The following is a 21,352-nucleotide window of genomic DNA, read 5'->3' on the forward strand; positions in this document are numbered from 1 at the left end:
TTATTCTCCCGTCAGATCGCGCAGGGTGGCGATCAGGACCCGCCGCGCGAGCGGGATCTTGAAGTCGTTCGAGCCATAGCCCTTGGCGTCCGCCAGCAGGATGTCGGCGGCGGCGTCGAACACCGCGTCCGAGGGCGCCTGACCGATGAGCGCGGCCTCTACCGCCGGATTACGCCACGGCATGTGGGCGAGGCCGCCGAAGGCGAGGGCCGCGGTGGCGATCTTGCCATCCTCGACGCCGACCACGCCGGCGATCGAGACGAGCGCGAAAGCGTAGGAGGCGCGGTCACGGACCTTGCGGTATACCTGCTTGCCCTTTGGCGGGGCGGGCAGCTCGACATGGGTGATCAGTTCGCCCGGTTGCAGCACAGTCTCGATATTGGGCGTGTCGCCGGGCAGACGGTAGAAGTCGTGGATCGAGATGCGGCGCTTGTCGCCGTCGAACGTCTGCGTGATGATCGTCGCATCGAGCGCGCGCATCGCCACCGCCATGTCGCTCGGGTGCGTCGCAATGCAATGTTCCGACGTGCCGAGGATCGCGAGCACGCGGTTGAAGCCGCCGATCGCCGAACAGCCGGTGCCGGGCTCGCGCTTGTTGCAGGGTGTGGCGGTGTCGTAGAAGTAATAGCAACGGGTCCGCTGGAGCAGGTTGCCGCCGGTCGAGGCCTTGTTGCGCAACTGTCCCGACGCGCCGGCGAGGAGCGCACGGCTCAGCACCTCGTATTTTTCGATGACGCGCGGATCGGCGGCGAGGTCGGAGTTGGGCACCAGTGCGCCGATCGTCAGCCCACCGTCCTCGCGTTCCTCGATCTCACCGAGCGGAAGCCGGCTGATGTCGACCAGCTTTTCCGGCGTCTCGACCTGTAGTTTCATCAGGTCGAGCAGGTTGGTGCCGCCGGCGATATATTTCGCGCCGGAGACATGGGCGTCACGCACGGCGGTGTCGGCGCTATCCGCCTTGGCGTAGGTGAAGGTCTTCATGCTCCTGCCTCCACCTTGTGGCGAAGGGCGATATCGACGACGCCCTCGGCCTCCGCGACCTCCCGGATCGCATCGACGATGTTCGGATAGGCGGCGCAACGGCACAGGTTGCCGCTCATCCGTTCGCTGATCTCGCCATCGTCGAATTTCGGCGAGTCGAGGTCGCCCGACACATGGCTCGCCCAGCCTTTCCGCACCTCGTCGAGCATGCCCACCGCGGAGCAGATCTGGCCGGGGGTGCAATAGCCGCATTGATAGCCGTCATGCCGGACGAAGGCGGATTGCAGCGCATGCAGGTTGTCGGGCGTGCCGAGGCCCTCAATCGTCGTGATCTCGTCGTCCTGATGCATCACCGCGAGGCTGAGGCAGGAATTGATCCGGCGACCGTTCACCAGCATCGTGCACGCGCCGCACTGGCCGTGATCGCACCCCTTCTTGCTGCCCGTCAGGCCGAGATGTTCGCGGCACAGATCGAGCAGCGAGGTGCGGATATCGGGTTCGGCTTCGTAAGGTTGGCCGTTGATGGTGAAATGCATGCGCCGCCTCGCAGAGTTCGGGTGTCTCACCCATGTAGGATCGTGGCCCTAACGCGTCTGGCCATGATGGTTTCCGCTTTGCGAATCGCTCTCACTGCCGGGGTGCTGGCGTCGACCGCCGGACACGGGCAGGATCGCGGAATGACCGCGCCCCTGTCCGCCCCGATCGTCATCGCCCATCGTGGCGCGAGCGGGTCGCGACCCGAACATACGCTGGCCGCCTATGAACTGGCGATCGATCAGGGCGCGGATTTCATCGAGCCCGATCTGGTGCCGACCAGGGACGACGTGCTGGTCGCGCGGCACGAGAATGCGATCGGCGGCACGACCGACGTCGCGGCGCATCCGGAGTTCGCCTCGCGCCGCACGACGAAGACGATCGACGGGCAGGCGCTGACCGACTGGTTCGTGGAGGACTTCACGCTGGTCGAGCTGAAGACGTTGCGGGCGAAGGAGCGCCTGCCGCAATTGCGTGCCGACAACGTCCGATATGACGGGCAATTCGAGGTGCCGACGCTGGCCGAGATCATCGCGCTGGCGAGGCGGCGGCACGTCGGCATCTATCCCGAGACCAAGCACCCGACGTATTTCGCGCGGATCGGCCATCCCACCGACGGCCTGCTGGTCGACCAGCTGAAGGCCGCGGGATGGGACAGCGCCGACGCGCCGGTCTTCATCCAGTCGTTCGAGGTGGCGAACCTGAAGCGGATCCATGCGCTGACGACGGTGCGGCTGATCCAGCTCGTGGCGGGTCAGGGTGGGCCGGCGGACGGTGCCGCGTCGTCCTATGCTGCGATGCTGACGCCGGCCGGGCTGCGCCAGGTCGCGACCTATGCCTATGGGCTGGGGCCGGACAAGGCGCAGCTCTGGTCGGGCGACGCGCCGACGACGCTGGTTTCGGACGCGCATGCGGCGGGGCTGCGGGTGCACCCGTGGACCTATCGTGCCGAAAATGCCTTTCTGCCGGCCCGGTTTCGTCGCGGCGAGGCGCCGGGGGCACACGGCGATATCGCAGCCGAGATCGCGTCCGCGCTGCGCCTTGGAATCGACGGATTCTTCACGGATTACCCGCTAACAGGCGTGGAAACCCGCCGTGCGGTAAAGGATCATCGGTAAATGCGTATCGCTCCCCTCGTGTGTCTTCCCCTGCTGCTCGCCACCGGCGGCTGCATCAGCACCGCCGCCTCGATCGTGAAGGCGCCGTTCCAGGTCGCGGGCAAGGCGGTCGACTGGACGACGACGAGCCAGGAGGAGGCGGACCGGAACTACGGCCGCAAGATGCGCAAGCAGGAGGCGAAGGAAGGCCGCGAGCGCAAGGAGGCGGCGAAGCAGTGCCGCCAGCATCCCGACGACCGCCGGGCATGCGAATATTCGGGGTATCGCGCGGGGTATTGATCTGCGGCCTGGAGGGCGAGCGACGGAGCCGTCCCTACCGGTCCTGTACTACCGCATCGTCCGCCAGCGCCGCCGCCACCGCGATCAGCACCTCGGGGTGGATGTGCACGCCGAGATGACCGCTGTTCACCTCGACCGCCCGTGCGCTCGGATCATGGCAGATGAAGCCGTTGACGAAGCCGTCGCGCGGGCTCCAGATCGCGGTGCAGGGAACGGGGAGCGGCGCGGCGATCGCTTCGCTGCGGGCGATCACGGCAGGGTCGTCGACGCGCTCGCCGGTCGCCCATTCGAAGGCGCGCCACACGTTGGTGGCGCGGCCGCTGCCGGCGTAGGGCGAGCTGACCGTCACGACACGCGCGACCAGTTCCGGCCGGCGGTGGGCGACGAGCCGCGCCATGATGCCGCCCAGACTGACGCCGACCAGCGTGACGGGGCCTGCCAGCGCGTACAGCGCCTCGACCCGGGCGATCAGGCGTTCGGCATCGATACCGACGCTCTTGATGCCGAGGTTGCGGCCCAGCCCCCAGCCTTCCGCGCGATAGCCGATGCCGGTGAGGAAGCGGCGCAGCACGATGCTGGACCCGTCGGCGTCGAACAGCCCGGGCAGGATCATCACCGCGCCGCCGCGCCCCTGCGGCACCGCCGCCAGCGCGGCGGCATGACGCCAGCGGGTCGCCAGCATCCATGCGACGCGCGGGACTTCGCTTGCCGCCAACGCCTTGGGCGGTGGCGGCGGCGCGAGGAAGCCGGTGCCGATCCGCGCGTGCGGCGGCGTCCGGTCCTGCCACCGGGCGAGGCCGGCCTGCAATCGGGCTAGAACCATCCGAGCACCGTCACCGGAAACGGGGTCCAGCGACCGACGCGTATGCCGGCCTGACGCAGTGCATCGCCGACCCATGCGTTGCAGGTGTGGATCGCGTCGTAATGGCCGGTGCCCGCGTAGAATGCATCGTTGGCGCCGTAACCCCGATACCGCTCGCGCGAGGGCGCGAAGCTGGCCCGGATGTATGCCGCGAGGCGGCGGTATTCCGTCGGGCGCAATACGATGCTGCGCACGTTACCGGCCAGTCGGGGCGCCGGGACGTGCTCGACGTGCAAGAGCGTCGCATCGCTGCCGCGCGCGGCGGCGAGGACGGTGCGCGGGCGCAAGTCCGCCCAGGTCGCCGTGTCGAGGAAGAAGGCGCGCTCGCCCCAGCCGATCGCGAGATGGTCATAACCGGCATAACGCGGATCCGCGAGGTCTGCTCCCGGTGCCAGTCCGCGCCAGTCGATGCCGCCCGCAACCTTGGGCACGACGATGCCGACGTGGATGCCATTCGATTCGACGTAGATGCGCACGCCCTGCGCCGGTGGCCGCCAGCCCGCGTTCGCCGGGATCGCACCGCCGATCAGCCCCGCGGTCCCGTATCCGCCAAACAGCAGCGCCAGCAGCATCGCCGCGCGGCCCAGCCAGCGGCGCAGGATCATGGCGGGGACACGACTTGGTATCATTCGAAACCTTATGCTAGGCCTTGGTCATGGCAGATGAATCGCACGCTCTCGATACGCCCCCCACCGGTGCCGCGACCGACTGGACGATCGATCAGGACTGGCAGCATTACAGCGCCGAGGATCACGCGACCTGGGATACCCTGTTCGCGCGTCAATCCCAACTGCTTCCGGGGCGCGCGTCGGAGGCGTATCTGCGCGGGCTGGATGTGCTCAAGCTGTCGAAGCCGGGTATTCCCGATTTCGCCGAGCTGTCCGAACGGCTGATGAAGCTGACCGGGTGGCAGGTGGTGGCGGTGCCGGGGCTGGTGCCGGACGACGTGTTCTTCGATCACATGGCCAACCGGCGCTTCGTTGCGGGCAACTTCATCCGGCGGCCCGACCAGCTCGATTACTTGCAGGAACCCGACGTGTTCCACGACGTCTTCGGCCATGTGCCGATGCTCGCCGACCCGGTGTTCGCCGATTATCTGGAAGTCTATGGCCGTGGCGGTCAGCGCGCGCTGGGGCTGGACGCGCTGAAATATCTGGGGCGGCTGTACTGGTACACCGTCGAATTCGGCCTGATCCGCGAAGGCGACGGGCTGAAGATCTATGGGTCGGGTATCGTGTCGAGCTATGCCGAAAGCCAGTTTGCGCTCGACGATCCCAGCCCCAACCGGATCGGGTTCGACATCGCGCGGGTGATGCGGACCGAATACCGGATCGACGATTTCCAACAGAATTACTTCGTGATTCCCAGCTTCGACGAATTGTTGCGGGTGACGGTCGAAACCGATTTTGCGCCGCTGTACGAGCAGTTGAAGGCGCAGGACGATATTCCGGTCGCGGCGATCGTCGCGGGCGACGAGGTCATGACGCAGGGGACGCAGCGGTATGCGCGGATGAAGGCGCGGGGGTAAGGTTCGCCTCACGATCGTCATTCCCGACCGCGCGGGAATGACGATCATCGGCCGGTATGGGCTTACAGATCCAGCGCCCAGCCGTCGCGGCCGTTGGGATCGAACGGCGCGGTCGGGACGTATCGCTCCGCCCCGGCGGTGAGGCGCAGGACGGTCCAGTCGCCGCGGCGATCGATCGCGTCCAGCGTGCAGCCGCAGGCCGCATAGGCGGCGACCACCGTCTCGCGCTGCGTTTCCAGCAGGCCGGCGAGCACGATCGTCGCACCCGCATCGGCGATCGCTGCGAGTTCGGGCGCCATCGACACCAGCGGGCCAGCGAGGATGTTGGCAATGACGAGGTCGAAAGGGGCCTGCGCATCGATGTCCGGATGACGTGCGCCGTCCGCGACGAACAGGTCGACACCCTCGACGGCGTTCAAGGCGGCATTCTCGCGCGTCACGTCCACCGCAACCGGATCGATATCGGTGGCGACCACCTGCGCCTGCGGCCAGAGATCGACCGCGGCGAAGGCGAGCAGACCGGTGCCGGTGCCGACGTCGATCACCTTGGCGAAACGCGCGCCAGCCACCTCCAGCGCGTCGAGCATCGCCAGGCAGCCACTGGTCGTGCCGTGGTGACCGGTGCCGAACGCCTGTCCCGCCTCGATCAGGAAAGCGCGGCCGCCTGCCGGCACATCCGCCGGATGCGCACTGGTGTGGACCACGAAGCGTCCCTCCCGGATCGGTTCGAGGCCGGACTGGCTCAGCGTGACCCAATCCTCGTCGGCAAGCCGCACGACGACGGGATCGTTGGCAGAGGCGCTTGGCACCAGCGCATGGAGGTGCGCGAGCATCGTCGCATCGGGCTCATGCTCCATATAGGCATCGAGCCGCCACCGTTCGACGTCGTCCTCGACCTCCTCCGTCGTCATCAGCACGGCCTCGATCGCAAGGTCTGACGCGCTGTCGATCGCCTCCGCCTCGGCACGGGTGCAGGGCAGGGTGACCTTCCACGATTCAGCGGACATAGCTGGCGCCGTTCACGTCGAGCACCGCACCCGTCATCGATGCCGGCGCGTCGAGCGCACAGAACCGGGCGACCGCGGCCACCTCCTGCGGATCGGCGACCTTGCCGAGCGGGATGTCGGCGAGCAACTTGTCGCCGCCGCGGCTGGCAAGGTAATCGTCGGCCATGCCGGTCATCGTGAAGCCGGGGCAGATCGCGAAGGCGAGGATGCCTTCCTTCGCATAGCCGCGTGCGATCGTCTTGGTCATCGCGACCATGCCGGCCTTGGCGGCGGCGTAATGCCAATGCGCGGGGCTGTCGCCACGATAGGCCGCGCGGCTGGCGATGTTGACGATACGCCCGCCGGTGCCGCGCTCCTGCCAGTGGCGGACGGCAAGGCGGCAGAGTTCGGCGGAAGCGGTCAGGTTGATCCGCATCGTCTGCTCCCAGTCCGCGACCCAGTCGTCATGCTCGCGGTCGAGGGGGTTGGCTTCGAATACGCCGGCGTTGTTAATCAGCACATCGATCGTTCCGCCTGCCTGATCGAGCGCGGCCTTCCACAGTGCCAGCGGTGCGGCGGGGTCGGCGAAATCGGCGGGGATGCCGCTACGGGTGCCGTGGCCGATGACGGCAGCGCCGGCACCGGTAAGCGTTTCGAAGATCGCCGCGCCGATGCCGCGGCTCGATCCGGTAAGGAGCATGGACATGGCGGCGGCATTAAGCCGGGGCACCGCCAGCGCCAACCTGAATCCTCCCCGGCTTGCCGAGGGGAGGAAGCTCCATTTTCAAAACTTCGCCGCGTCACTCCCCGTTGCGGATGCGGATCGAGGTTAGCCCACGCTCGCCGAGAAGCTGTCCGCGGAGGCCCGCAACTGGCCCAGCCGGTCGCCCACCTCGCCAAAGCCGGCGCCCAGACTGTCGATCTCGCCTGCCACCGCCTGCGTATCAGCCCGGATCGCATCGATCGTATGCGACATCGAATCCGCCGCCAGCGCGGTCTGGTCGACGGCGGCGGTAATCGCGGTGACGGTGTGGGCCTGCGCCTCCATCGCAAATCGGATGCGGTCGGCACTCTCCTGTACCTCGGCGACGGTCGCCTCGATACTCGCGTTGGTCGCCACGGTCGTGCGGGTCGCATGCTGGATCGCGGCGATCTTGGCGGCGATGTCGTCGGTGGCGCGAGCGGTCTGGTTGGCGAGGCTCTTCACCTCCTGCGCGACGACGGCGAACCCGCGGCCGGCGTCGCCTGCGCGTGCCGCCTCGATCGTCGCGTTCAGCGCCAGCAGGTTGGTTTGGCCGGCGATCGCCCGGATCAGGCCCAGGATCGATTCGATCGACTGGGCGTGATCGCTGAGCAATTCGCTCGCGCGCACCGCGTCGCCGGCATGGCCGCTGGCACGCAGCGCGATGGCGGCGGCCGAATCGACTTCGGTCCGGGCGTCCTCGATCGCACGGATCAGCCCGGCGGCGGTCTGTGCCGCCTCGCGCATCGCGACGGCGGACTGTTCGGCGGCGGCAGCGACCTCGCTCGCCTTGCCCAGCACCTCGCGGGTCGAGGCGGAGGCGGCGTTGGCCTGCACGCGGATGCGCGCGCCGAGCGTCGCCGCGCCTTCGATCGATGTGGCGATGCTTTCGCGGAACGCCGCGGATCGCGTCTGGCGTTCCTGTCGGGCCGCTTCGGCCTGCAACGTGGCGAGATGGCCGGTCATCAGGTCCGATTCGACGAGCGCGGTACGCTGTACGGCGTCGCAAAGCCGGATCAGTCGCGGGGTATCGCCGACGCAGCGCTGCTCCAGCGTCGCCAGGGTGAAGCTGTGCGATTGCGCCAGTGCCGCCTGCAGCGTCGGCAGGGGCACGCCGGATTGCATCGACTGTTCGGCATGCTGGATCGCGACCCGCACCCATGCCTCGTCGAACGGCGCACTGTATTTGAGAAAGGCGTAACGGGCGCTTTCGCGCACGCGACGTTCCAGCCGCTCGGCCGTGAAGACATGGCGAATATGCCGGGTCGCGGGCAAAGAGAGGTAATGCCGCCAGAATCGATCGGCGATCTGGCGATAATCCTCTCCGTCCAGCAGCGTGCAGATGTCGCGGCAGGCTTCCGCGATCAATCCGTCCCAGTCATACTCGCCCAGGTGCTCGACGATCGTGCGCCGCGCCGGCGTTACGGTTTCCGACAGCAACGCGCGTGCCATTCAGTCATCCTCTCCGTCCTCACGCAGCGACCTTTGCGACGAATTCGCCGGCGCTGTTCTTGAGGGTGTTCAATCGTCCGTCGAGCCGGTCGAAACCGCGGCCGACGCTGTCGATCTCGGCCGCGACCGTTTCGGTGTCCTCGCGGATCGCGGCGATCGTGCTCGACATCGAATCGGCGGCGAGGGCGGTCTCGTCGACCGCTGCGGTGATCGCGGTGACGGTTTGCGCCTGCGCCTCCATCGCATAGCGGATGCGGTCGGCGCTTTCCTGTACTTCGGTCACCGTCGTCTTGATGCTGGCGTTGGTCTCGACGGTCGATCGCGTCGCCGACTGGATCGAAGCGATTTTGGCGGCGATATCGTCGGTGGCACGGGCGGTCTGGTTGGCGAGGCTCTTCACCTCCTGCGCGACGACGGCGAACCCGCGACCGGCGTCGCCGGCGCGCGCCGCCTCGATCGTCGCATTGAGTGCCAGCAGATTGGTCTGGCCGGCGATGTCGCGGATCAGACCTAGGATCGATTCGATCGACTTGGCATGGTCGCTCAACGCCTCGGACATGCCGACCGCGTTGGTCGCCTGCACGCTCGCGCGACTGGCGATCTCGGCGGCGGCTTCCACTTCGGTACGGGCGTCCTCGATGGCGCGGATCAGGCCCGCGGCGGTCTGTGCGGCTTCGCGCATCGCGACGGCGGATTGTTCGGCGGCGGCAGCGACTTCGCTCGCCTTGCCCAGCATGCCGCGCGCGGAGCCGGAGCTGCGTTCGGCCTGCTCGCGCAGGGCATGACCCTCATCGGTCGCGGTTTCGACCGCGGTGGCGATGCCCTCGCGGAATTCGGATGCAAGGCGTTCGCGCGCGATGCGGGCGTTATAATCGGCAAAGCCGGCGAACAATTCGACGGTCAGCTCGGTTTCCATTCCGAACAGCCGCATCAGCGCGTCAGTCAGCGCGTGCTGGCGCGCATCATCGATGGGCAGGCGGGCGCGCAATGCCTTCAGCGCGGCGCGGTCGCTGGCGCAGGACATCGCCAGTACCTCCATCGTCGAGACACCGGCACGATATGCGGAGGCGACCGCCCGCTCCAGCGACTCGACCCACAGCCGGCCGTCGAGCTGGCAGAAGCGGTTGCGCAGATACGTGACGCCGGCGGTGACGCGACGTTCGTTCTCCAGCGGGGTCCATTCGGCGGCACCGGGATTGGCGTGACGCCAATGCGCCCAATAGGCCTCGACGATGTCGCCCGCATCGGGTTCGATGATCGTCCACAGCTCGGCGGCGCGTTCGACGAGCGTGTTCTCGCCTCCGTCGAAAGCCTTGATCCGGCTCTTCAGGTCGATCGCGGCGGCTATACTGGCCGGCGGTGGCATTGCGATGTCGGACAAGGGCGGCTCCGGCGATTGACGTACGTTTGTGTCGCCGGTTCTAACGCTGGGTGGTTAATGGGGAGTTAGAGTGGCGCCGATGGGTTGCATCGCAGCAAGGCAGGCCTAATAGGCAATGCATTCGATTTTGCCCGAGGACCGTTCATGGCATCCCGTAATCCGGCGCGTCCGCGCAGCCCGCATCTCTTTTCGGGCTTCCTGAAGCTCCACTACAGCTGGGGGCCGCATATGCTGGTCTCTATCCTCCACCGTGCGACCGGGTCCGGCATGGCGACGGTCGGCACGCTGCTGCTCGTGTGGTGGCTGGCCGCGATCGCAGCGGGGGCGGAGGCCTATGCGACGTTCCGCGACGTGTTCACCACCGATGCCGGCAACCTGAACGTACTCGGCTGGCTGGTCGGCGTCGGCATGACCTATGCGTTCTTCACGCATATGCTGAACGGCGTCCGCCACCTCGTCATGGATGCGGGCGCGGCATTCGAACTGAAGCGCAACAAGATGTTCAGCCTGATCGTGATCGCTGGCGGGTTCGTCCTGACCGCGGCGTTCTGGCTTTATCTGGGGATGAAGTAATGGGTTCGGGCACCAGCATCGGCCGCGTCCGCGGCCTCGGCAGCGCCAAGGAAGGCGCGCATCACTGGTGGCGTCAGCGCGTCACCGCGGGGTCGAACCTGTTCCTGACGCTCTGGTTCGTCTTCGCCGTCGCGCGCATGCCCGGGTACGATTACGAAGCGGTCCACAGCTGGTTGCGCAACAGCTGGGCGGCAATTCCGATGATCCTGCTGATCGTGTCGGTCTTCTATCATTTCCGGCTGGGTTTGCAGGTGGTGATCGAGGATTACCAGCATGACGAGAAGCGGGTCGCCGCGATGCTGCTGCTCAACTTCTTCACCGTCGCGACCGCCGCGACCGCCATCTTCGCGATCCTCAAGGTCGCCTTCGGAGCCGCCGCATAATGGCATCGTCAGCACCCGCCTATAAGATCATCGACCACACCTATGACGCCGTCGTCGTCGGCGCCGGCGGCTCCGGCCTTCGCGCGGTCATGGAATGCGCGCAGAACGGCCTGAAGACCGCCTGCATCACCAAGGTGTTCCCGACGCGCAGCCACACCGTCGCGGCGCAGGGCGGCATTGCCGCCAGCCTCGGCAACATGGGTCCCGATCACTGGACCTGGCACATGTTCGACACCGTCAAGGGCTCCGACTGGCTCGGCGACCAGGACGCGATCGAGTACATGGTCCGCGAGGCACCGGCCGCGGTGTACGAGCTGGAGCATGCCGGCATGCCCTTCAGCCGCACGGACGAGGGGCGTATCTACCAGCGCCCGTTCGGCGGCATGATGCAGAACATGGGCGAAGGTCCGCCGGCGCAGCGCACCTGCGCCGCCGCCGACCGTACCGGTCATGCGATGCTGCACACGCTTTACCAGCAGTCGCTGCGCTACGATGCCGACTTCTACGTCGAATATTTCGCGCTCGATCTGATCATGGAGAACGGCCAGTGCCGCGGCGTCGTGGCGTTGTGCATGGAGGATGGTTCGATCCATCGCTTCCGCAGCCACAACACCGTTCTGGCGACGGGTGGCTACGGCCGTTGTTACTTCTCGGCGACCTCGGCGCACACCTGCACCGGTGATGGCGGCGGCATGGTGCTGCGCGCCGGCTTGCCGTTGCAGGACATGGAGTTCGTCCAGTTCCACCCGACCGGCATCTATGGTGCGGGCGTGCTCATCACCGAGGGTGCGCGCGGCGAGGGCGGCTATCTGACCAACTCCGAGGGCGAGCGCTTTATGGAGCGTTATGCCCCGTCGGCGAAGGACCTCGCGTCGCGCGACGTCGTCAGCCGCTCGATGGCCATGGAGATGCGCGAAGGCCGCGGCGTCGGCAAGAACGGCGACCACATCTTCCTGCACCTCGACCATATCGATCCCAAGGTGCTGCACGAGCGCCTGCCGGGCATCACCGAAACCGGCAAGATCTTCGCCGGCGTCGACCTGACCCGCCAGCCGCTGCCCGTCACGCCGACGGTGCATTACAACATGGGCGGCATCCCGACGAACTTCCATGGCGAGGTCGTCAACCTCGTCGACGGCAACCCGGACACCGTGGTGCCGGGCCTGTTCGCGGTGGGCGAGGCGGCGTGCGTCTCGGTGCATGGTGCCAATCGCCTCGGCTCGAACTCGCTGATCGATCTGGTCGTGTTCGGCCGCGCCACCGGCAAGCGGATCGCCGACATCTGCAAGCCCAACGGCACGCACAACCCGCTGCCCAAGGGTTCGGAAGAGCTGTCGCTGACCCGCCTCGACAAGTTCCGCAACGCGTCAGGCAGCATCCCCACTGCGGAAATCCGCGGCGAGATGCAGCGGACGATGCAGAAGCATTGCGCGGTGTTCCGCGACAACGCGCTGCTGACCGAGGGTCAGTCGCTGATGTCGGGCATCTACAAGAAGATGGCGGACGTGCAGGTCAACGATCGCAGCCTGATCTGGAACACCGATCTGATCGAGACGCTGGAGCTCGACAATCTGGTGGCGCAGGCGGTGGTGACGATCGATTCGGCGGCGAACCGCAAGGAATCGCGCGGCGCGCATGTGAACGAGGATCATCCCGACCGCGACGACGCCGGCTGGATGAAGCACACGATCACGACCTTCACCGGCTGGGGCGGCGTCGGCGGCGCGACTGCGATCGATTACCGCCCGGTGCACGACTACACGCTCACGGATGATGTCGAGTACATCAAGCCGAAGAAGCGGGTGTACTGATCTTCTTCTGAAAGCCCCTCCCCTTCAGGGGAGGGGTTGGGGTGGGGCGTGTCTTATTGAGCGTGCCCCGATGACTCCTCCACCCCAACCCCTACTCTGAAGAGGAGGGGCTTTTTTGTGCTCAGCCCAGCACCAGCGGCGCATGCCGGTCGACCAGCACGCTGCTCGCGGCGTTCAGGCCGACCACTTCCACCGCGATGCCATGCGCGCGTAGCTTGGAGACCACGTCCTCCAGCGCGGCCACTGCGGTAATGTCCCACAGATGCGCCGCGGTCAGGTCGATCCGCACCCGCGCCGCATCGTCCCGCAGGTCGAACCGGTCCGCGAAGATCTCCGCACTCGCGAAGAATACCTGTCCCGACACGTCGTACGTCCGGGTGTCGCTCGCGGCATCGTAGCCGACGCGAACCTCCATCATCCGCGTTACCTTGAATGCGAAGAACACGCCGCTCATCAGCACGCCGACCGCGACGCCCATCGACAGGTCGTGCGTCGCCACCGTCACCGCGACCGTCGCGAGCATCACCAGCCCCGACACCTTGGGATGCCGGCCGAGATCGCGCAGCGAGCCCCAGGCGAAGGTGCTCGCCGACACCATGATCATGATCGCGACCAGCGCCGCGACCGGCACCTGCGCCACCCACGGGCGCAGCGGCACCATCACTACCAGCAGGAACACGCCCGCCACCAGCGTCGACAGCCGCCCGCGCCCGCCATAGCGGACATTGCCGACCGTCTGCCCGATCATGCCGCAGCCGGCGATGCCGCCGAAAATCCCCGCCGCGACGTTGGCGAGGCCAAGGCCGGTGCATTCCTGCGCCTTGTCGCTGTTGCTCTCGGTCAGTTCGTCGACGACCTTGGCGGTCATGAGGGATTCGAGCAGGCCGACCGCGGCCATCGCCAGCGCATAGGGCGCGATGATGCCGAGGGTGCGCCACTCGACCGGCAGGGCGGGCAAAGCGAAGTGCGGCAACGACGCCGGCAATCGCCCGAGGTCGGCGACGGTATGCAACGGCATCGGAAAGGCGATGCTGATCGCGGTCAGCACGACGATGCAGATCAGCGGCGAGGGGATCGCGGTCGTGATGCGGGGCAGGAGGTAGATGATCGCGAGGCCCAGCCCGACCATCGCATAGGTGTGCCAGCTGACGCCCAGCATCTGCGGCACCTGCGCCGAAAAGATCAGGATCGCCAGCGCGTTGACGAAGCCCGTTCGCACCGACTTCGAGACGAAGCGCATCAGCACGTCGAGCTTGAGCAGCCCGAACACGATCTGGAACACGCCCGCCAGGATCGTCGCGCCGAGCAAATAGGACAGGCCATGGCTATGAACGAGCGCCGCCGCCACCAGTGCGACCGACCCGGCCGCGCCGGAAATCATCGCGGGCCGCCCGCCGAACACCGCGATGACGATGCCGATGACGAACGAAGCGAACAGGCCGACTTCGGGATCGATGCCGGCGACGAAGGAGAAGGCGATGACTTCGGGGATCAGCGCGAACGTGCCGACCATACCGGCGAGCACGTCGCGGCGCGCATTGGCGGCACCGCTGTACCATTCGGCACGATAGCGGGAGAGGGACAGGGTCATGGAGAAAATCCGCATGGACCGCACGAACCGGCATCGCGTCATGGCGATGGGATGATGTTGCGTGCGGTATCATGTTGTCCGGCGGATCGGCGGCCGGAATAGCCACCCGGATTTGCACCGGGTCCTTGCGAATAGCGCCCCGATACCGCGCCTCATGCCGGGGCGCAACATGCCTGTTGGACGCGGACAGTCCCGTCGTCGACGCAACCCGTTGATCCGTAACCACGCGACGGGCGTCGAAAAAATTCGCTGTCCTATTTGGAAATGCCATGATCCCCCGACCTGCACAGCAGGGGAGCCGCATCATGACCATCGCCGCGCTTGTCGACCAGATCATCGCTCGCGAAGGGGGGTATGTCGATCACCCCGCCGATCGGGGCGGGGCCACGCGATGGGGCATAACCACGGCGGTCGCGCGCGCCAATGGCTATCACGGCGCGATCCGCGATCTGCCCCGGCCGGTCGCCGCCGCAATCTATGAAACGGTTTATTGGCGCACGCCGCGCTTCGACCGGATCGCGCTGCGGGCTCCCGCGCTCGCCGCCGAGATGTTCGATACCGGCGTCAACATGGGAACGGCGGTGGCCACCGGTTTTCTCCAGCGCGCACTCAACGCGCTCAACCGGGGGGCGAGCGATTTTGCGGACCTGACGCTGGATCAGATGGTCGGTTCGCATACGCTTGCCGCGCTGGATGCCTTCCTGATCCGTCGTGGTACGCCGGGCGAGCGGGTTCTCGTCAAGGCGATCGATGCGTTGCAGGGCGAACGCTACCTCTCGCTTACCGAACGTCGCCCGGCAAACGAAGCCTTCCTGTATGGCTGGCTCGCGGAGCGGATCGCATGACGCCGCGGGACCCTTGGGTCAGTCGCGCACGCCCGGCATTCCTCTACGTAATGTATGCGCTGCTGCTCTGGTCCATCCCGATCGGCGTCATCGCAGCCGTCAGTCCGGCGACGGCTGCGGCGATGGCGCGGGGAATGGGGGCGTATCTGTCGGCGATCCCGGAGCCATTGTACGCGCTCTTCGGGACCGGGTATCTGGGATACACCGCCGCCCGGGCCTGGGGGAAGGCGCGGGGGGTGGAGCTGTAGGGTTTGTTCACGCGAAGGCGTGAAGAAGGTTGGTTCACGCGGAGACGCGGAGACGCGGAGAGGATGCGCCGCAGGCTGTACGTCTCTGAGCAGCCGCTTCGGCGTTGAAGGGCTGCGCCGCAGCCAATCTCGATCTCCGCGTCTCCGCGTCTCCGCGTCTCCGCGTCTCCGCGTGAACCAACCTTCTTCCTCTTCGCGGCTTGGCGTCTCCGCGAGAACGACCCCTTCTTCACCCCGCCCCTTTGCACCCCACCCTCCGCCACCCTACATCTCGCATCATGAGCGGGAACGATCCAAATTCCATGCCGGTCTGGCATGGCACCACCATTTTGTCGGTCAGGCGCAACGGCAAGGTCGTCGTCATCGGCGACGGCCAGGTTTCGATGGGCCAGACCGTGATGAAGCCCAATGCCAAGAAGGTTCGACGCCTCGGCGCGGACGGACAGGTCATCGGCGGGTTCGCCGGAGCGACCGCCGACGCCTTCACGCTGTTCGAGCGGCTCGAGGCGAAGCTGGAGCGCCATCAGGGCAAGCTGATGCGTGCCGCGGTCGAGCTGGCGAAGGACTGGCGCACCGACAAATTCCTCCGCAATCTGGAGGCGATGATGATCGTCGCCGACAAGGACGTGACGTTGATCCTGACCGGCAACGGCGACGTGCTGGAGCCGGAGAATGGCGTCGCCGCGATCGGATCTGGCGGCAATTACGCGCTCGCCGCCGCCCGCGCGCTGGTCGATTACGAGGCGGATGCCGAGACCGTATGCCGCAAGGCGATGGCGATCGCTGCCGAAGTCTGCGTCTACACCAACGATCGCACGACGATCGAGCTGATGGACAGCGACACGTAACGCCGGAAAGCCCCTCTCCTTCAGGGGAGGGGTTGGGGTGGGGCCTGTCCAAAACGGCTGCCGCCCATGAGTCCTCCACCCCCTACCCCTCCTCTGAAGAGAAGGGGCAAGAAGAAACCCATGAACCAGAATCTCACTCCCAAGGCGATCGTCGCCGCCCTCGACGCCCACATCATCGGCCAGCGCGATGCCAAGCGGGCCGTTGCGGTGGCGATGCGCAATCGCTGGCGGCGGCAGCAGCTTTCCGCCGATCTGCGCGACGAAGTGACGCCCAAGAACATCCTGATGATCGGGCCGACGGGCTGCGGCAAGACCGAGATCAGCCGCCGGCTCGCCAAATTGGCCGATGCGCCGTTCGTGAAGGTCGAGGCGACCAAGTTCACCGAGGTCGGCTATGTCGGCCGCGACGTAGAACAGATCGCCCGCGACCTCGTCGAGGAAGCGATCCGGCTGGAAAAGGAACGCCGCCGCGTCGCAGTGAAGGACAAGGCGGAAGAGGCGGCGATGAAGCGCCTGCTCGACGCTCTGGTCGGCAAGGACAGCAGCCAGGCGACGCGCGAGAGCTTCAAGCAGCGCTTCGCCGACGGCCACCTCGACCAGACCGAGATCGAGATCGAGCTGGAACAGGCCCCCGCCATGCCGTTCGAGGTGCCGGGCGGCGCACCGCAGATGATCAACCTCGGCGAAATGATGAAGTCGTTCGGCGGCGGCCAGCAGCTGAAGCGTCGCAAGATCAGCGTGCGCGCAGCGTGGGACAAGCTGGTCGAGGAAGAGGCCGACAAGCGGCTCGACCAGGACGAGGTGAGCCGGACCGCGCTGGCGGACGCAGAAGCGAATGGTATCGTCTTCCTCGACGAGATCGACAAAATCGCGGTCAGCGACGTGCGCGGCGGATCGGTCAGTCGCGAAGGCGTGCAGCGCGACCTGCTGCCGTTAATCGAGGGGACTACGGTGGCGACGAAATATGGGCCGATGAAGACGGACCATATCCTGTTCATCGCCAGCGGCGCGTTCCACGTCGCCAAGCCGTCCGATCTGCTGCCCGAGTTGCAGGGCCGCCTGCCGATCCGGGTGGAGTTGAAGGGGCTGACCGAGGAGGATTTCATTGCGATCCTGTCGGACACCAAGGCCTCTTTGCCGGCGCAATACAAGGCGCTGCTGGCGACCGAGGGGGCCGTAGTGAGCTTCACTGACGATGGTATCGCGGCGATCGCGCGGATCGCGGCGGAGGTGAACGGGCAGGTCGAGAACATCGGCGCGCGCCGTTTGCAGACGGTCATGGAAAAGCTGCTGGAGGACGTCAGTTTCGATGCCGAGGACCGGTCCGAGCCGGTGATCGTGGATGCCGCCTATGTCGATCGGCAGCTGGCGGGGATCGCACGGAACACGGATTTGAGCCGGTTCGTGCTGTAACGCACGGCCTGCCGCGCGCTATTTCTTCACCTTCGTGTACGGCGTGAATTCGGTGAAGCGGCAATAGGCCGAGGGAATGCTTGTCCCCGGCGTCAGCACGCGGAAGCGATCGTTGCGGCATAACTGACCGCCATAGATCTCGACGATGAGCGTGTTGAGCGGTTCGAGCGAGGGACAGGCCCCGACCGGCCCCGTCTTCCACACGCGGTTTCCCGCGCCCTCGGTATACAGGATCGTATTACGGTCAATGATCGACGGACCGTTGGTCTGGGGCACGCTGATGCAGCGCGCCGCCGGTCCCGCCACGCGCCCCGCCAGCGGATCGGATTTGGCGGCCAGCAGTGGCATCGCAAGGGCGGCGATCAGAAGCGGCGTCCTCATGGTGTCACGACCCCTTGCTGTAGCGGACGAACGGACCGAACGAGCAGCTGCCGGTCAGAATGCGCGAGACGCTGTCGACCGTGGTGCCGATATCGCCGCGGCAAAGCTGGCCCGTGGTCAGGCGCGTGATGAGGATGTCACCGCGGCCGACGCGTTCGCACCCGCCCGCGGTATCGGTGCGAAACTTCAATCCGCGGCTGACGGTGTAGACGAGGGTGGGGCCATAAGCCTGTACCTGCGTCGTCGGATAGCGCGGCAGGCAGTTGTTGGACGGACCCGGCGTCAGTCCCGCCAGCGCCTGTTCGAGCTTCGCCGCGGCGGCTGCATCCGCCTGCTGTGCGGCGAACCGCTCCTTCGGCGTCTGTGCGCAGCTGGCGAGGGCAATCGCGACTGCGGTGGCGAGCCATGGTCTCATGGTCATCAATCTCTCCTTCGCGCGGCGGGGATACGGTTCAGCCGCGAAACTCGTCCTTGCGCCGACGCAGATCGCCGAGTTCTTCCGGCGTCAATGCCCGCAGGAACGGATTGGTTGCCCGCTCCAGTCCGATCGTCGTCGGGATGGTCGGTTCGCCGCGTTCGCGCATCGCATCGACATCCGTCATCCTTGCGGCCAGCGCAGCGTTGTCCGGTTCGATCGCAAGGGCGAAGCGGCCGTTCGCCTGTGTATATTCATGCCCGCAATAGACTTGCGTATCGTCGGGTAACCTCGCGTAACGCTGCATATTGGCGAACATCTCCGCCGGCGTCCCCTCGAACAGACGACCGCAGCCCATGGCGAACAGCGTGTCGCCGGTGAAGATCGCGCCGATATCGGGTAGGTGGAACGCGATGTGGCCGGCGGTATGGCCGGGCACATGCAGAACATGGGCGACTTCGGTGCCGATCCGCACCACGTCGCCTTCGCCGACCGTCTCGTCCAACGTGGGGATCCTGTCGGCTTCGGCGGCAGGGCCGGTAATCCGCGCGCCGGCAGCCTGGAGGGCGACGTTGCCACCCGTGTGATCGGGGTGCCAGTGCGTGGTCCACACCTGTCCTATCGTCCAGCCCCGCTGCGCCGCCGTCGCCTGCACCGGCGCGGCTTCTCCGGGATCGACCGCCACGGTTTCGTCGCTGCCGGGATCGTGGATCAGCCAGGCATAATTGTCGGTCAGCACGGGCACCCGGACGATCTCGATCGCCATCACCAGGTTCCGGTGTTCGGCATCGACAGCCATGGCTCGGCCGGTTCCAGCTCGCCCTTTTGCAGCAGCTCGATCGAAATACCGTCGGGGGTCTTCACGAACGCCATGTGCCCGTCGCGCGGCGGCCGGTTGATCGTGACGCCGCCGTCCATCAGCCGCTGGCAGGTGTCGTAGATATTGTCCACGCGATAGGCGAGGTGGCCGAAATTGCGGCCGCCGGCATAGTCCTCGGCGTCCCAATTGTAGGTCAGTTCCACCTCGGCACGGGCGCGTTCGCCGGGACCGTTCATGTCCTCGTCCGCCGCCAGGAAGATGAGCGTGAAGCGGCCCTTTTCGTTTTCCATCCGGCGGACTTCTTTCAGGCCCAGCAGTTCGAAGAAGCGGATGGTCGCGTCGGGATCGGTGACGCGGATCATGGTGTGGAGATAGTGCATGCAAAGTCCCTGACAGCCTGTCGGTAAAGCGTAGGACGACAACGCACGATGTGCCAGCACGTGTCCCGGCTTCATCCGCCGGAGATCAAATCCGGGCGGTTGCTGGCGTCGACTTCGATGCATTCGGTAACGATGCCGCTTGCTCACTGCCGGGGTGGATACGCCGCTGCTAGCCCCGCCGCACCCTCGCGCCTTACTCTTCCACGGCCTCCAACCGGGAGGATATTTAGGAGGAGGTTCTTCAGCGCTCCTTTGCGGGCGCGGGCGCCGGTGCGGGGGTTGGAGTCGCATCGACGAACTGCGCCAGGGCTGCGCGGGCGCTTTTGCCAGCGGGGGATTGCGGCGCCAGTCGCGCGGCTTCCGCCCAGGCCGCCCGCGCACCTGCCTCGTCCCGCGCGAGCGCTGCGACGTTGCCCGCCTCGAGCTGGACGGAGGCGTCGTCCGGCGACCGCTTCAGCGCCTCCGCCACGTCCTTCTTCGCCCGCACGATATCACCGTCCCGGCGGGCCAGCGTTGCCGACAGCAGCCACGCGAGCGGATCGTCGCCGGCGGTGGCAAGGGCGAGGTCGATGTCGCGCCGTGCCGCCTCCGGCTCGTTCGCGGCGACCATGACGCGGGCGTGGTCCAGCTGTGCCTCACCCAGCGCGAATCCCTGCAACGTACCGGCGACCAATGCGGTGTCGAGCGCCGAGCGCGCGCCGGGAATATCGCCGGCCGCGAGCCGCGCGTTACCGGCCTGCGCCCAGTAATTGGCGGCGCGGCGGTCATGGCCCAGTTCGGCTGCCTTCGCGGCAGCCTCGAACTCGCTGGCGGCGGCGGGGAAATTGCCGTCCTTCGTATAGGCCAAGCCTGCGCATTGCCGGGCGAACCAGCCGCCGCCCAGCGCACCCCAGCGAACGGCCTCCGCGCGCGCGGCGGCAGGATCGGTATTCGCCAGTTCCACGCACCGGTCGAAGCGCGCCTCGCGCGGATCGGTCGGCTTTGCTGCGGGTGCGGCGACCTGAAGTGCGGCGGCGAGAAGCAGGATCATAGGCGGTTCAGCACATCCTCGGTCGCCCGGACGATCAGCGCGATATCGATGTCGCGCGACAGGCGATGATCGCCGTCCTTGATCAACAGCGTCTGCACATCGGCTGAACGAAGCATCTCGCCGAGCCGCACGGTCCGATGCCACGGCACGTCCGGGTCCGCCTGGCCCTGTACCAGCCGCACGGGACCATCGATCGGGATCGTGCCGAACATTACGCGGCTCGCCTCGCCCGACTGGAAGAAGGCGCGGGTGTAGACCGTCGGCTCGGGCCCGTAGGGATTGGGGCGTTCCAGCCGGCCCTCGGTCAGGATCGCCATCTTGTCCTCGGTCGAAAAGCCCCAGTCCGTGAAATCGGGCGCGGGGGCGATGCCGACGAGACCGACGACGCGATCGGGGCGGGCCTTGGCAGCGAGCAACATCAGCCAGCCGCCCAGCGACGATCCGACCAGCACCACCGGCCCGGTCGCGACCTGATCGAGCATCGCCAGCACGTCGTCGCGCCAGCCGGTGAGCGTCTGCTCCTCGAACACGCCCTCGCTATGCCCGCAGCCGCCATAGTCGAACCGGACGAAGCCACGGCCGGTCTCTCGCGCCCATGCTTCCAGCGCCAGCGCCTTTGTGCCGTTCATATCGGATGCATATCCGGGCAGGAAGACGATCGTCGGACCGGTGCCCGGTGTCTGATGATAGGCGAGGCGGGGGCGGGGGGTGTCGGTCATGGATGACCCTTAGCCAATCGTTCCAGGGATGT

General features: G+C 66.7%; 25 protein-coding genes and 1 other annotated feature. Of the genes, 10 read left to right on the forward strand and 15 right to left on the reverse strand.

All coding sequences use genetic code 11. The features are described 5' to 3' along the window. Both LRA87_RS15550 and LRA87_RS15555 read right to left on the reverse strand, forming a co-directional pair. Positions 1–981 (reverse strand): FAD binding domain-containing protein, encoded by a 981-nt coding sequence (locus LRA87_RS15550; protein WP_230781502.1) that lies wholly within the window; start codon positions 979–981, stop codon positions 1–3. Continuing rightward, positions 978–1,517 carry a 2Fe-2S iron-sulfur cluster-binding protein gene (locus LRA87_RS15555; RefSeq protein WP_230781503.1) on the reverse strand — a complete coding sequence of 180 codons (540 nt, stop codon included), beginning with the start codon at positions 1,515–1,517 and terminating at the stop codon, positions 978–980. The genes LRA87_RS15550 and LRA87_RS15555 overlap by 4 nt, the downstream gene beginning before the upstream one ends. A 141-nt stretch (positions 1,518–1,658) precedes the next feature. Between LRA87_RS15555 and LRA87_RS15560 the strand changes: the two genes are divergently transcribed. Together LRA87_RS15560 and LRA87_RS15565 are read left to right on the forward strand one after the other, a co-directional pair. Further along, a complete protein-coding gene (locus LRA87_RS15560) occupies positions 1,659–2,633 on the forward strand; it encodes a glycerophosphodiester phosphodiesterase (protein WP_230781504.1) in 975 nt (324 codons plus the stop codon). After that, positions 2,634–2,912 (forward strand): hypothetical protein, encoded by a 279-nt coding sequence (locus tag LRA87_RS15565; protein ID WP_230781505.1) that lies wholly within the window; start codon positions 2,634–2,636, stop codon positions 2,910–2,912. Between the two features lie 34 nt (positions 2,913–2,946). Here LRA87_RS15565 and LRA87_RS15570 read toward each other — a convergent pair whose 3' ends face one another. Next, complete coding sequence (locus LRA87_RS15570; RefSeq protein WP_230781506.1) at positions 2,947–3,735, reverse strand: alpha/beta hydrolase; 789 nt, start codon at positions 3,733–3,735, stop codon at positions 2,947–2,949. Continuing rightward, complete coding sequence (locus LRA87_RS15575) at positions 3,726–4,403, reverse strand: TIGR02117 family protein (protein ID WP_230781507.1); 678 nt, start codon at positions 4,401–4,403, stop codon at positions 3,726–3,728. Before LRA87_RS15575 ends, LRA87_RS15570 begins: the two co-directional genes overlap by 10 nt. A 26-nt stretch (positions 4,404–4,429) precedes the next feature. On the opposite strand from LRA87_RS15575, the gene phhA reads away from it, so the two are divergent. Next, on the forward strand, positions 4,430–5,302 hold the full coding sequence (phhA, locus tag LRA87_RS15580; RefSeq protein WP_230781508.1) for a phenylalanine 4-monooxygenase: 873 nt from the start codon (positions 4,430–4,432) through the stop codon (positions 5,300–5,302). Between the two features lie 62 nt (positions 5,303–5,364). Here the strand turns inward: phhA and LRA87_RS15585 are convergent, their stop codons facing one another. The 4 genes from LRA87_RS15585 to LRA87_RS15600 form a co-directional block, all read right to left on the reverse strand. Beyond that, positions 5,365–6,309, reverse strand: a complete 945-nt coding sequence (locus LRA87_RS15585; RefSeq protein ID WP_230781509.1) for a 50S ribosomal protein L11 methyltransferase — start codon at positions 6,307–6,309, stop codon at positions 5,365–5,367. Then, entirely contained in the window at positions 6,299–6,994 is a 696-nt protein-coding gene (locus tag LRA87_RS15590; protein WP_230781510.1) for an SDR family NAD(P)-dependent oxidoreductase, read from the reverse strand. Before LRA87_RS15590 ends, LRA87_RS15585 begins: the two co-directional genes overlap by 11 nt. 123 nt (positions 6,995–7,117) lie before the next feature. Continuing rightward, entirely contained in the window at positions 7,118–8,482 is a 1,365-nt protein-coding gene (locus LRA87_RS18455; RefSeq protein WP_329958601.1) for a methyl-accepting chemotaxis protein, read from the reverse strand. A gap of 19 nt (positions 8,483–8,501) precedes the next feature. Continuing rightward, the gene (locus LRA87_RS15600; RefSeq protein ID WP_230781640.1) at positions 8,502–9,848 is read right to left on the reverse strand and encodes a methyl-accepting chemotaxis protein; all 1,347 of its coding nucleotides are present in this window, start codon (positions 9,846–9,848) and stop codon (positions 8,502–8,504) included. 159 nt (positions 9,849–10,007) lie between these two features. Here LRA87_RS15600 and sdhC point away from each other — a divergent pair, with 159 nt between their 5' ends. The 3 genes from sdhC to sdhA are packed head-to-tail and all read left to right on the forward strand — an operon-like array spanning position 10,008 to position 12,630. Then, a complete protein-coding gene (sdhC, locus tag LRA87_RS15605; RefSeq protein ID WP_230781511.1) occupies positions 10,008–10,436 on the forward strand; it encodes a succinate dehydrogenase, cytochrome b556 subunit in 429 nt (142 codons plus the stop codon). Beyond that, the gene (gene sdhD / locus LRA87_RS15610; protein WP_230781512.1) at positions 10,436–10,819 is read left to right on the forward strand and encodes a succinate dehydrogenase, hydrophobic membrane anchor protein; all 384 of its coding nucleotides are present in this window, start codon (positions 10,436–10,438) and stop codon (positions 10,817–10,819) included. The genes sdhC and sdhD overlap by 1 nt, the downstream gene beginning before the upstream one ends. Then, positions 10,819–12,630: a succinate dehydrogenase flavoprotein subunit gene (gene sdhA, locus LRA87_RS15615; RefSeq protein WP_230781513.1), complete on the forward strand. Its 1,812-nt coding sequence runs from the start codon at positions 10,819–10,821 to the stop codon at positions 12,628–12,630. The genes sdhD and sdhA overlap by 1 nt, the downstream gene beginning before the upstream one ends. Before the next feature lie 121 nt (positions 12,631–12,751). Here the strand turns inward: sdhA and LRA87_RS15620 are convergent, their stop codons facing one another. Further along, positions 12,752–14,221, reverse strand: a complete 1,470-nt coding sequence (locus LRA87_RS15620) for a SulP family inorganic anion transporter (RefSeq protein ID WP_230781514.1) — start codon at positions 14,219–14,221, stop codon at positions 12,752–12,754. Positions 14,222–14,293: 72 nt separating this feature from the next. Then, positions 14,294–14,349, reverse strand: a sequence feature (sul1 is cis-regulatory element that is thought to sense ions involved in sulfur or methionine metabolism; They are found in Alphaproteobacteria). 177 nt (positions 14,350–14,526) lie between these two features. On the opposite strand from LRA87_RS15620, the gene LRA87_RS15625 reads away from it, so the two are divergent. The 4 genes from LRA87_RS15625 (at position 14,527) to hslU (ending at position 17,575) form a co-directional block, all read left to right on the forward strand. Continuing rightward, positions 14,527–15,066 (forward strand): glycoside hydrolase family 108 protein, encoded by a 540-nt coding sequence (locus LRA87_RS15625; protein WP_230781515.1) that lies wholly within the window; start codon positions 14,527–14,529, stop codon positions 15,064–15,066. After that, the gene (locus tag LRA87_RS15630; RefSeq protein WP_230781516.1) at positions 15,063–15,314 is read left to right on the forward strand and encodes a 3TM-type holin; all 252 of its coding nucleotides are present in this window, start codon (positions 15,063–15,065) and stop codon (positions 15,312–15,314) included. Before LRA87_RS15625 ends, LRA87_RS15630 begins: the two co-directional genes overlap by 4 nt. 302 nt (positions 15,315–15,616) lie before the next feature. Next, positions 15,617–16,162: an ATP-dependent protease subunit HslV gene (gene hslV / locus LRA87_RS15635; RefSeq protein ID WP_230781641.1), complete on the forward strand. Its 546-nt coding sequence runs from the start codon at positions 15,617–15,619 to the stop codon at positions 16,160–16,162. Between the two features lie 120 nt (positions 16,163–16,282). Beyond that, the gene (gene hslU / locus LRA87_RS15640; RefSeq protein ID WP_230781517.1) at positions 16,283–17,575 is read left to right on the forward strand and encodes an ATP-dependent protease ATPase subunit HslU; all 1,293 of its coding nucleotides are present in this window, start codon (positions 16,283–16,285) and stop codon (positions 17,573–17,575) included. 18 nt (positions 17,576–17,593) lie between these two features. On the opposite strand, the gene LRA87_RS15645 is transcribed toward hslU, so the two are convergent. From LRA87_RS15645 to LRA87_RS15670, 6 genes are all read right to left on the reverse strand, one after another. Beyond that, positions 17,594–17,956, reverse strand: a complete 363-nt coding sequence (locus LRA87_RS15645) for a hypothetical protein (protein ID WP_230781518.1) — start codon at positions 17,954–17,956, stop codon at positions 17,594–17,596. A 4-nt stretch (positions 17,957–17,960) separates the two neighbouring features. Then, positions 17,961–18,377: a hypothetical protein gene (locus tag LRA87_RS15650; protein WP_230781519.1), complete on the reverse strand. Its 417-nt coding sequence runs from the start codon at positions 18,375–18,377 to the stop codon at positions 17,961–17,963. Between the two features lie 31 nt (positions 18,378–18,408). Further along, on the reverse strand, positions 18,409–19,170 hold the full coding sequence (gene gloB / locus LRA87_RS15655; protein ID WP_230781520.1) for a hydroxyacylglutathione hydrolase: 762 nt from the start codon (positions 19,168–19,170) through the stop codon (positions 18,409–18,411). Further along, complete coding sequence (locus LRA87_RS15660; protein WP_230781521.1) at positions 19,137–19,571, reverse strand: VOC family protein; 435 nt, start codon at positions 19,569–19,571, stop codon at positions 19,137–19,139. Before LRA87_RS15660 ends, gloB begins: the two co-directional genes overlap by 34 nt. A gap of 241 nt (positions 19,572–19,812) precedes the next feature. Next, positions 19,813–20,601 carry a tetratricopeptide repeat protein gene (locus LRA87_RS15665; RefSeq protein ID WP_230781522.1) on the reverse strand — a complete coding sequence of 263 codons (789 nt, stop codon included), beginning with the start codon at positions 20,599–20,601 and terminating at the stop codon, positions 19,813–19,815. Continuing rightward, a complete protein-coding gene (locus tag LRA87_RS15670) occupies positions 20,598–21,320 on the reverse strand; it encodes an alpha/beta hydrolase (RefSeq protein WP_230781523.1) in 723 nt (240 codons plus the stop codon). The genes LRA87_RS15665 and LRA87_RS15670 overlap by 4 nt, the downstream gene beginning before the upstream one ends. Positions 21,321–21,352: the final 32 nt, after the last annotated feature.

This window comes from Sphingomonas sp. Leaf37 (assembly GCF_920939475.1).
Classification (GTDB): Bacteria; Pseudomonadota; Alphaproteobacteria; order Sphingomonadales; family Sphingomonadaceae; genus Sphingomonas.

Excerpts from the sequence above, each read along its gene's own strand:
- LRA87_RS15550 (WP_230781502.1), bottom strand. The coding sequence starts at position 981 with ATGAAGACCTTCACCTACGCCAAGGCGGATAGCGCCGACACCGCCGTG.
- LRA87_RS15555 (WP_230781503.1), bottom strand. The coding sequence starts at position 1,517 with ATGCATTTCACCATCAACGGCCAACCTTACGAAGCCGAACCCGATATC.
- LRA87_RS15560 (WP_230781504.1), top strand. The coding sequence starts at position 1,659 with ATGACCGCGCCCCTGTCCGCCCCGATCGTCATCGCCCATCGTGGCGCG.
- LRA87_RS15565 (WP_230781505.1), top strand. The coding sequence starts at position 2,634 with ATGCGTATCGCTCCCCTCGTGTGTCTTCCCCTGCTGCTCGCCACCGGC.
- LRA87_RS15570 (WP_230781506.1), bottom strand. The coding sequence starts at position 3,735 with ATGGTTCTAGCCCGATTGCAGGCCGGCCTCGCCCGGTGGCAGGACCGG.
- LRA87_RS15575 (WP_230781507.1), bottom strand. The coding sequence starts at position 4,403 with ATGATACCAAGTCGTGTCCCCGCCATGATCCTGCGCCGCTGGCTGGGC.
- phhA (WP_230781508.1), top strand. The coding sequence starts at position 4,430 with ATGGCAGATGAATCGCACGCTCTCGATACGCCCCCCACCGGTGCCGCG.
- LRA87_RS15585 (WP_230781509.1), bottom strand. The coding sequence starts at position 6,309 with ATGTCCGCTGAATCGTGGAAGGTCACCCTGCCCTGCACCCGTGCCGAG.
- LRA87_RS15590 (WP_230781510.1), bottom strand. The coding sequence starts at position 6,994 with ATGTCCATGCTCCTTACCGGATCGAGCCGCGGCATCGGCGCGGCGATC.
- LRA87_RS18455 (WP_329958601.1), bottom strand. The coding sequence starts at position 8,482 with ATGGCACGCGCGTTGCTGTCGGAAACCGTAACGCCGGCGCGGCGCACG.
- LRA87_RS15600 (WP_230781640.1), bottom strand. The coding sequence starts at position 9,848 with ATGCCACCGCCGGCCAGTATAGCCGCCGCGATCGACCTGAAGAGCCGG.
- sdhC (WP_230781511.1), top strand. The coding sequence starts at position 10,008 with ATGGCATCCCGTAATCCGGCGCGTCCGCGCAGCCCGCATCTCTTTTCG.
- sdhD (WP_230781512.1), top strand. The coding sequence starts at position 10,436 with ATGGGTTCGGGCACCAGCATCGGCCGCGTCCGCGGCCTCGGCAGCGCC.
- sdhA (WP_230781513.1), top strand. The coding sequence starts at position 10,819 with ATGGCATCGTCAGCACCCGCCTATAAGATCATCGACCACACCTATGAC.
- LRA87_RS15620 (WP_230781514.1), bottom strand. The coding sequence starts at position 14,221 with ATGACCCTGTCCCTCTCCCGCTATCGTGCCGAATGGTACAGCGGTGCC.
- LRA87_RS15625 (WP_230781515.1), top strand. The coding sequence starts at position 14,527 with ATGACCATCGCCGCGCTTGTCGACCAGATCATCGCTCGCGAAGGGGGG.
- LRA87_RS15630 (WP_230781516.1), top strand. The coding sequence starts at position 15,063 with ATGACGCCGCGGGACCCTTGGGTCAGTCGCGCACGCCCGGCATTCCTC.
- hslV (WP_230781641.1), top strand. The coding sequence starts at position 15,617 with ATGCCGGTCTGGCATGGCACCACCATTTTGTCGGTCAGGCGCAACGGC.
- hslU (WP_230781517.1), top strand. The coding sequence starts at position 16,283 with ATGAACCAGAATCTCACTCCCAAGGCGATCGTCGCCGCCCTCGACGCC.
- LRA87_RS15645 (WP_230781518.1), bottom strand. The coding sequence starts at position 17,956 with ATGAGGACGCCGCTTCTGATCGCCGCCCTTGCGATGCCACTGCTGGCC.
- LRA87_RS15650 (WP_230781519.1), bottom strand. The coding sequence starts at position 18,377 with ATGACCATGAGACCATGGCTCGCCACCGCAGTCGCGATTGCCCTCGCC.
- gloB (WP_230781520.1), bottom strand. The coding sequence starts at position 19,170 with ATGGCTGTCGATGCCGAACACCGGAACCTGGTGATGGCGATCGAGATC.
- LRA87_RS15660 (WP_230781521.1), bottom strand. The coding sequence starts at position 19,571 with ATGCACTATCTCCACACCATGATCCGCGTCACCGATCCCGACGCGACC.
- LRA87_RS15665 (WP_230781522.1), bottom strand. The coding sequence starts at position 20,601 with ATGATCCTGCTTCTCGCCGCCGCACTTCAGGTCGCCGCACCCGCAGCA.
- LRA87_RS15670 (WP_230781523.1), bottom strand. The coding sequence starts at position 21,320 with ATGACCGACACCCCCCGCCCCCGCCTCGCCTATCATCAGACACCGGGC.